General features: G+C 35.1%; 8 protein-coding genes. All 8 read right to left on the reverse strand.

Annotated features, from left to right (window positions below):
• Positions 1-329 (reverse strand): KxYKxGKxW signal peptide domain-containing protein (locus EKM98_RS11265; RefSeq protein WP_167553815.1); only part of this gene is annotated, 329 nt, incomplete at its 3' end.
• An 852-nt stretch (positions 330-1,181) separates the two neighbouring features.
• Positions 1,182-2,678 carry a glycosyltransferase family protein gene (locus tag EKM98_RS11270; protein ID WP_125982668.1) on the reverse strand — a complete coding sequence of 499 codons (1,497 nt, stop codon included), beginning with the start codon at positions 2,676-2,678 and terminating at the stop codon, positions 1,182-1,184.
• Between the two features lie 20 nt (positions 2,679-2,698).
• A complete protein-coding gene (locus EKM98_RS11275) occupies positions 2,699-3,664 on the reverse strand; it encodes a glycosyltransferase family 2 protein (protein WP_404802949.1) in 966 nt (321 codons plus the stop codon).
• Between the two features lie 148 nt (positions 3,665-3,812).
• Complete coding sequence (locus EKM98_RS11280; RefSeq protein WP_068280953.1) at positions 3,813-4,742, reverse strand: glycosyltransferase family 2 protein; 930 nt, start codon at positions 4,740-4,742, stop codon at positions 3,813-3,815.
• An 810-nt stretch (positions 4,743-5,552) separates the two neighbouring features.
• Entirely contained in the window at positions 5,553-5,876 is a 324-nt protein-coding gene (locus EKM98_RS11285; protein WP_125982669.1) for a hypothetical protein, read from the reverse strand.
• A gap of 62 nt (positions 5,877-5,938) precedes the next feature.
• Positions 5,939-6,727 (reverse strand): acyltransferase family protein, encoded by a 789-nt coding sequence (locus EKM98_RS11290; protein ID WP_164512711.1) that lies wholly within the window; start codon positions 6,725-6,727, stop codon positions 5,939-5,941.
• A 913-nt stretch (positions 6,728-7,640) separates the two neighbouring features.
• Positions 7,641-8,564, reverse strand: a complete 924-nt coding sequence (locus tag EKM98_RS11295) for a glycosyltransferase family 2 protein (protein WP_068280957.1) — start codon at positions 8,562-8,564, stop codon at positions 7,641-7,643.
• 319 nt (positions 8,565-8,883) lie between these two features.
• Positions 8,884-9,906 carry a hypothetical protein gene (locus EKM98_RS11300; RefSeq protein ID WP_125982671.1) on the reverse strand — a complete coding sequence of 341 codons (1,023 nt, stop codon included), beginning with the start codon at positions 9,904-9,906 and terminating at the stop codon, positions 8,884-8,886.
• Positions 9,907-9,981: the final 75 nt, after the last annotated feature.

A 9,981-nucleotide genomic window follows, 5' to 3' on the forward strand; every position in this document is an offset into this window, starting at 1 on the left:
GTACTTGCTGCACTTGTACTTGCTGCACTTGTACTTGCTGCACTTGTACTTGCTGCACTTGTACTTGCTGCACTTGTACTTGCTGCACTTGTCGCATCAGTGGAAACAGATCCCTTCATTGCCGACATTTGTGAACTTTGATTTGCGGTACTAGATACTACAGTGGACTGCCCTACAGTATTATTTGTGGCCGCATGAACAGTTGTTTGACCGCCAAATGCAATGCCTAAACCAAATGAAAAAGTTGTAATACCCGCAATCACCCAAATTTTACCAGACTTATACATTTTAAAATGTAACTGCTTATCTACATGCCTATTGCCTTCCAAGTTAATGCCTCCAGAAATTTTTTGTTCATTTTAGCCGATCTGGGCCAGGATGTAATTTATTTTATCAATGATCTCTAAACCGCTCTAATGTAAATATATTAAAATTAGTTTTTGATCATTTTTAAATAGTTATTTGCTAACTACCATAAATTTCAATACGTTAAATATATCATCTTTTTCCTTGACTTCCGGTAATTTAACACGACTGTTAAGAAACTGTAATCTTAGCTAAGCAATTATCATCAAATATCCATGAATTATCACCACTTTGAATTCTTATGTATCCATAATTGGCCCTTACATCAGTTAAAAACCTAGTATGAATAAAAAGGCCAAACCAATAGTGAGTTCTTTATAATAATCATAGGTTTTAATGGAAAAATAAAATTAATCCAACAATTTATATAGTTAATTACTAGGAATTAGAATATTGAATCCAGGATAGGAATCCAAACGCATAGATATAAGCGTTTGGGGGGAATATGAACAAAAATTTTACTATTCGCAAAAAAGCTTAAGGCCTTTAATATTATTACACAATAGTACCATTAGAGGGAAAATTGTATCAGGTAAGACTATAAACTATAGTTTCTCAATTATTTCTGGGTACGCTTTTTAATCAACCAGTGTTCTTTACTCAACTGGTTCTTCGCCTTATCCTACAAGTATCCTATAATTGATCCGTTTGAAAACAAGTGGTTCTTTCAGTTATTGATTTATATCAGAAAGGTAAATTATAAGCTAAGTTCCAAAAAATAAACGGCAGCAGCACCTGAATGATTTTTTGGGCCAATTACCACTCTCTCCTTGTTGAATCATTTGTGTCGTCTACGATCTAGCACAAACCCCATTTTAAGCGGCTGGCCGTGAAATCTTGGCCCAACCGCGGCCTGCTAGAACGAAAAATAGCGGCAACGCCTGAATTAAGTAGCGTGAACGGCCACCTTCAAATAATAGTAGGTAAATCAATAACCCTAAAATCGCCAATTGCAAACAAATCGTTTTGTTGTCGTGAAAAGCCAGCGACCCCAACAAACCAAATAAAACGACTAGCCAGACTAATTGGGCCCAAAAATGATAGTTACCGTTATTTTTACCAGTTGGATAGTAAAGTGGCTTAAAGTAACCGTGTGGTTGCGGTGTTTCTTCAATGAAATGACCTTCCTTACCCCAACCAAAAGTACCGTCAGCCGTATTATTTAAGTTTTTTTCCCATAAAAAACGCCGGTAGCCATTAAAACCGTAATTACGTAATCGCTGCTTAATTATTTTAATATTATACGCTTTGCGGGCAGCCACAGTTGGCTGAGCCTGACTATTCCGAAAATCGGTTAAGTTATAACCGCCCTCACCAGTTAGCCCCATCATCACAAAGTGCGTTGGTGGCATCTCCCGTTGTTTATTTAACTCAAGCGGCGATAAATGCTTCACCGCCACATTAAACAACAATAATGTTCCGCTAAAAACAATCAGGCTAAGTAGAAATTTGTGGCCAAGCGGCAGCATTTTCTGGCGCTGTTTTGGATCAAACAAATTAAGCAAGCCGACAATCAGCACAGCAATCATGATGATCAACGCCGTGGGCTTCAACTTATAGCCAACAAACACTAGCAAGCCCAATAAGATCGGGCTCAAATATTGGTTAGTCAAATCATCCGACCGCAATATGCTGGCTAAACAAAGCAATATCCCACTAACAATTGGTAATACTACTGTATCACTATAAAAAACGATTAGCCATGGGGTTAGCCCAATTCCCACCACTGACAACCAAAAAGTTATCCCTGCGGCTTGATCACCCCAATTTAATTTTTTAACGACTAAGTAATTCAAACCAATACTGAGATCCACTAAAATCAAATTAACGAAATCCAGGGTTAATATAAAACTGCTAAAGTGGCAAAATTTGGCAACCGTATGCAGCCCCTTAGCAAAGAAAAAGAAAAATAAATTGTTCGGGTAAATTGAATAATAGTTTTGCAATTCTGGTGTCACTACTCGTAACGCTGCCGACTGCCGAATGGCCGCTGAATCAAAGCCAGTGGGCGCCGCTAAATTGAGCACAAGACTGATTTGAAAAATAACCCCCAGCCCTAAAAGAACCCCGACTACTAGGCGGCGGTGATCAAGCAGCGGCTGCCGCAAGTAATAAGCGACTGTTTTTAGCCGTTCCCTTTGAAAGACCAGTGCCAGTACTAGCAGCGCGCACACAATAGCCCAACGCCACTTGCTTGCCGCCGTTTGCCTAATTAGGTTGGGATTTACCAGTGCGCCAAGCAAGATAATGAAAAAATAAACGGCACTAATCGTTGTAATGACGTGCGTAAAAAAATTTTTGACCCCTAACATGGTACCCCTCTTTTGTTCAATTATTTCTTTGATGACTTGGTGTAATCGTCCTTTTCAATCGTGTAGCGAGGACGACGCTTGACTTCAGTGAAAATCTTACCAACGTATTCGCCAATGACGCTTAAACAGACCAGTTGCACGCCACCTAAAACCCAAATTGAGATCATCAATGACGCCCAACCAGTAATGGCGTTACCACGCAATTTTTGGACCATTGTGTAAATAAATAACGCAATACCAATAATGACAATTAAAATTCCCAAATTCATAATCAATCGAATCGGAACCGTAGAAAACGACGTCACACCGTCCATGGCAAAAGAAAGCATTTTGCGCAGCGGATACTTGGATTTCCCCGCAAAACGGGGTTTACGTTTATAGAAAACCTTGGTTGACGGAAAGCCGACTAACGGCACCATGCCACGCAAAAATAAATTACGTTCTTTAAAAGCCAGTAAAGCCGTGGTTGCTCGCTGGCTTAACAATCGAAAATCAGCCGAATCTGGCACTAATTTAACGCCTAAGTGACCCATCATCCGGTAGAACGCCAACGCCGTATCCCGTTTGAAAACACTGTCGGTTTGGCGGTCATTACGCACGCCGTAGACAACATCAAAGCCCTTATGTGCGGCGGCGACCATTTCTGGAATTGCGTTAACGTCATCCTGCAAATCGGCGTCAATCGTGACGATTAAATCGCTATCCGTCACGGCTTTGGTCATCCCGGCCAAAAGCGCATCCTGATGGCCAAAGTTACGGCTAAACTTTAAACCCGCCACGTAAGGGTACGCCTGCTCAAATTGTTGAATCAGAGCCCAGGTTTTATCCCGACTGCCATCATCAACGAATAATAATTGACTATTGGCGGCAACTTGCTTGGCAGCCATTAACTGACTGAGGATGCCACCCAGCGCCTTAACCGTTGCGGGTAAAACTTCTTCCTCGTTGTAGCAAGGTACCACGATCGTCAACTTCTTTTCCTGCATCATTTTTCATTCCATTTCTATTGGGTTAAGTTGGTCGATTTAACACCATTTAGTGAATCAATCTAACCTGTAGTTGATTACTAGATTCATTTTAAAAAGCTCATTCACACCAATTCTGCCTGCACTACTTTATCCCTTGTAATTTAGATTATTTTTTCTCCTTAATGATATAAATAGGTCGTTTCTTAGTTTCTAAATAAATATTTCCAATATATCTTCCTACGATACCTAAACATAAAAGCTGTAATCCCCCAATCATCAAAACAATCGAAACTAGCGATGCCCAACCAGCAACACTTCCGCCAACAATTAATTGCCGAATAACAATAAAGATAAGTGCAATCGCGGCAATAACAAATGAAAACAATCCAATAAAAGAAGCAATCGATAATGGTGCATCCGAAAAATCAACTATACCTTCAATTGAATAACGAAATAATTTCCAAAAAGACCAAGAAGTATTTCCTGCAGAACGATCCCTATTTTCATACTCAAGATACTTAGTATCAAACCCTACCCAACTAAATATACCTTTTGAAAAGCGATTGTATTCGGACATTTCTAAAATGGCGTTCACAACTTGTCTAGTCATTAATCGATAATCACGAACACCATTCAGTATCTCGGTGCTTGATATTTTGTTAATCACTTTATAGAATAAATCAGAAAAAAACGAACGAATTTTGGGTTCGCCCTGTCTATTTTTTCTTCTTGTACCGACAATATCATAGCCTTCATCTTCAATACCGGCCAACATTTCTGGTAACTGATCAGGTGGGTCTTGCAAATCAACGTCCATTACAGCAACATAATCACCATTAACGGCCTTTAATCCAGCGTACAAAGCCGCTTCTTTACCAAAATTACGTGAAAATGAAATAAAGTGGACCTGGTTTGGATCCTGACTTTGTAGTTTTTGTAACTCAATCAACGTATCATCTTTAGAACCATCATTGATAAACCAATATTCAAGTTCATAGCCACGTAATTGTGGTTTGATTTTTTCTAGAGTAGGATAAAATAGTGGAATTGTTTCTTGTTCATTAAAACAAGGAACAATCAAAGAAATTTTTTTCAATCTATCATGCCCCCTTTTTCATACAAAGTAACGTTCACAGAACTCCCCCTTTATTCTATTTAAAAGGGAGTACCGAAAATTTAATTAGATATATATTGTGTGTCACAATACTTTTTGTAATACTTCAAAGCAATCAAAAGTTATATCTAAACTATCTATTTATATATAGTTCCAAACAAAAATAATTATTAAACCTTATCAGGACAGCACTTCAATAACCGAATCTATAAACGAACAAGGTGTACGTACAAGTGTGACAGTTCACAGGTGGTCTAATAAAAATTTCCATTCACTACCATGTAGTTAATAGTTATAGTATGTACTTTTAAAAGCCAAAAAATACCATTGATTAATAATTTATCCAACAAAACAATTACAAGTTATTGATTATAACTTGAAAAAACTTACCCCTTATGTACAACCCAATCTAATAAATAAAAGCTCAAGAATAACAGATAGTCACGTTCTTAATAAATAAAATAACTTGATATCATTTAAATCTCAAATTGTTCTTCTACAACAGATCTATTTTTTCTAAAAATCGAAAGAATCAACAGGCAATATTTTTATCACCAGCTTAGTTAGTCCAAAATCACCATTAATTTATCAATTAATTATAAAAAATTTTATTTTGCAATTGACAACAATTTTTCAGACAAGTAAATTAAATCTGTTCGGTCTTACAATTTTGCCGTTATTTGCAATTACTCAATTGCTAGTCAAGTTCAATCTTAAAATAAACATCTAATAACCCATTCTAAAACTAGACGATGCCGCTATCATTACCATCTGAAAAAAATTAATTTACATCTATTTACGTTGCCATCTATTTCCCTTAAACCACTCCTTAAATGGGTATTGCCGAACTAAGAAGAAGGACCGAACAAAGGGAATTTTGGGTATAAGATAAGCTAGTGCATAACAAAAAATCAATCGCCCAGTAACCATCAAAACATCATAGATCAAATGACCATTAGATGACGTAAATACTGCAAATAATCGCGCCGATATTGTACTTAAATTCATTTCTAATAAATGAAAACATAGAATAATCATTGACATCTGACCTAAGTAAGCCGCCACATGACTTAGCCTTGGTAAGTATGTTTCAATTAGCTGGCTAATCTTAATCACTGCTATGCAACCCGCATAAGCACCTAACGTACAGATATAAATATTTGTTGCGGCTCCCTGACTTAAGGCCAAAGTGCCAAAACGTGACGCATATAACCAAATACCCAACAAACTAAGCTAACTGGCCACTTCAATGTAAAATCAAACCAGCGCCCATTTTGTTTTAATGTATACCCGAAAATCATAAATAGGGGTGCTACTAAACCGGCATTTAACGAAAGCGGCAACAAACCATGAGGTCGCAATTTAAACCCAAAAATTGCAATTCCGGCAGCTAACCCCCACAACACAATCCAAAAGCTCACCGAGCCCCAGATACTTTTTACTTTTAAAGCCAGCTTAAGATAAATTGCAAAAAAGAAATCACCCCAAGCCAAACCCAATAGAAACCATACTGCACCAATAGCTGGTTCAATATGATTGGTATTAAAAAGTACTTGTGAACTACCAAATCCTAGGAACACTGCCTTAATTGCATTGTGCGTATCATACGGAGTTTTAAAAATACCAAAACCACCAATATGTCCTACAAACCATGCCATTACAATTGCAATAAACCCAACAACTAAGTATGGTAAAATCAATGTACTTAGAATACCTGAGAGACGTTTTCGCCAAGTTTTATTGTGATATAAATATCCAGACAAAAAGAAAAAAATTGGCACATGAACCATAAACAGTACATTCTGAAAATAATACCAATTCTCATACATAATTGTATGACTAATAATAATTAACGTAATCCCAATCCAGCGTGCAATATCAATCCACTCAACCCGTCTTTTAACTTTTGAATTTTCCTGAATGACAGTCGCATTATCTTGATTTCCCACTATCTGATCATTTATCACTGCTCTAACCTCACTACTCTTTATTTTTATCCCCTCAAAACCGACTACTTGCTAACCTTTCGACCTATACCACAATGATTTAAATACTAGTTGAACATTACTAGAATTAACCTTAATTGCAAGGGGACTTCCTGAATAAATAAACTTATTCCGTTCTACCACCTGTATCCTACGATAATACTCGAAGATATTTTCTTGTTGCAGATTGTAAAATTAATCCGAACACCTAGAAAATAGAAAAGCCCACAGTAAATGTCATACAATGGTAGTTACCACAACGCACCATGAAAGAAGCCATTTACTATGAGCATTTTTAATTTAGCATAATAAAAACAGATTGTTCATTCGACATCAAAAAAATAGTATAAATTCATGAACATAATTTCGACTAATTTCATAATATGATAGAAAACATCGTATTCTGGTTCCAAGGAAAAAACCACCGTTAATTCCAAGAAAGTAATCATTGACTCCATTCAGATAGTATCTTGGTAGCAGATCCAATCAATGAATATAAGAAAATAAAAAGTTATTAAGTTCTCCGGTGTGACAAAAAATTCCATAGACTAATTAGAAATAACCATACTAACTAAAAAAGGCCCTTAACCATATAAAGGTAAGTTCAAATGATTAACAAAGTGCCATTAACATTAACCACCTAATAATAGATGGTGTCAAAAAAATCTAGCAGGTAAAGTCATTTTTTGTCCACCTACTGATTATCATGAAATATCTGACTAAACAAACGGATTCGTGATTTATCACCAAATTTATGGCGCACCAAAAACTATTAAAAGAAAGAGTCTCTACCAACAAATATCATCCAATTAAACAAAGCCTGATTACATTGCTCATTATGCCAAATTAGAAATGATAAGATGAAACCTTTACTATACCAATGCCAATATACCTATTAATCCGGCAAAAACTTAGGATTCTTACCTTTTTTATTTCTTAAGGCATCAAAATACGCACAGGTATAAACATAAACAACGTGTCTCCTAAAGCCCTTAAATCTAGGCCTAAATAAGTCAAGGTAGGATCGTAATATATAGTATGGAATATAAAAGAAAATAAATAATTGTGATGACGTGTGACGCTTAATCGTTAATAGTCTATTACGGACGCCATAATACTCCCGCCAATCAGGCTTGTATTGAGCAGCAAAATCGTTTGAGATTACCTTTGTTTTGTGAACAATTTTAGCCTTACTAACATTCAATATTTTTGTATATTCCCTAATTCGTAATGAATATTCCACATCATCATACCAAATAAAGTAATCTTTATCGGGTAATCCAATTTTAGAAATTAATTCGCGGCTAATAACACAGCCAACAAAGGTAAAAACGTCCACATAAAAATTATGAGAATATTCCTTAACAGGTATTGTAACTTCTTTTATCCGTTTTGTACTGGCAATCCGTCTTCTATGCGTATATTGAATTCGACCATCCTCTAAATAAATGGACCCACAGAAAGCCTTGATATTTGGCGCTGACTTGATCGCATCAGATATATGTTCAAAGTAATCATTTGAATAGATTGCATCATCATCTGACAAAGTTATCCAATCAAATTTTTCTGTTTCTATTGCCTTCTTCATACCAAAATAAAACCCACCCGCACCACCTAAATTATCTTTAACAAAGTAATATTTAACTAACGGATTTTGTAAAATGTTTTCATCAGAAAGATGATCCTGAGTGCCATCCGTTGAATTGTTATCTATGATTATTATTTTCCCGGGCTTTACCGTCTGATTAATAAGGCTATTAACTGCCTCTACTAATAATTCTTTTCTATTATGTGTAACAACTATTGACACAAAATTCATTTTTTCCTCCACGTATCTCTTCTTAGAGTAAACAAGACTATAAAATATTAATTTGACCACTTAACGTAATACTATAAACTGTTTATAATCATTAAAAGTCAATAACACCAGTATTATACGGCACTTTCATAAATTATTTTAAAAATTAAAAAGTAATAGCTCTACCCAAAAAATGTCTAAACAATTTTCGAGATACATATGATATTTATCAGCAATGTAACCGCAATTAGTTAGCCTAAAATAATCAAGTTATGACTTTAGATATGTTTTTCAATTTACAAAAATCAGTTTTCAAACCGTTAGCACACATACAATTAAATTAACTATCTACACGTAGTTTATGAATGAATCGTATTCCACTATAAACGAAAGCAAAAAGCCATGATATTAGCGTTATCAACCATAATATGCCAAAAAATTTTGATGGAACAAATTTTACTTTTAACAGATTGACACCTGGCCTTGAATTTAAAATTACCGCACCTAATTTGGAAATTTTAAATTCTTTATTATGTAAGTTATTATGATTGAACACTAACTGCGTCTGCGCATAATGAAATACTGGAATTTGAGTTGACTTTGATTTGTTAGAATCATTAACCCATTTTAACACCAATGTATTATTACCACTTATACTCTTTTGTACAGGTAAATTGTTATTTAATACTTGTTCAGAATATAATTTATAGGGATTTAATTCACTATAATTGCTAGCAACTACTTTTTTATTTGTTGGTAAATAATCGGGTGTTGGTTTAACAAGTAATCTTAATCCTGTACCTAAATCATTTTGCCTAAAAAAACTGTTTCGTATTATTTGTAAATTATTAGTCCTTTTTTGAACAGCATGTAAATAACCTAATTGATTATTTTGCCAAAGATTTGAAGCTTCATTTATTGATTCATTTGTGTAAAAGCTCATCGAAATTGCTAAAGTAAACACCAATGATTTAAGAATTGTTAACTTTTGTTGACTAATCTTTAGCTCAGTTAAGGTCATTCCAAAACCAATTAATAATAAGATATCAGCAACCACTGTAAATCTTTGTGGCTCTTGAAAAGATTGCATAAAGGCCACATGATTTCCAATAACCGTCCAAGGAATTAAATTAGATGATAAAATTAAATAAAAAAAACCGACAGTTGTTACTGTACGTTGAACCAAAGAGCTTGCTTTCCAATTTATCAATACATATATAAATTGAAAAATAAAAATCAATGGGGAAAAAATACCAAGATGATTAAAATCAAACTGTGTTGAACCCAAAATATTGGCAGAAACTGATAGATTTAAATTAGGAATTGGCGCTAGTATATGATTGCTTTTATATAGCTCGACCACGTGTGGTGCTAGTTTGTAACATTTAGAAATTTAACAAAAAAGTCCAACCCAGTTAGACTCATAAGTGACAAAACT

The organism is Loigolactobacillus iwatensis, from assembly GCF_003950295.1.
Lineage (GTDB): Bacteria > Bacillota > Bacilli > Lactobacillales > Lactobacillaceae > Loigolactobacillus > Loigolactobacillus iwatensis.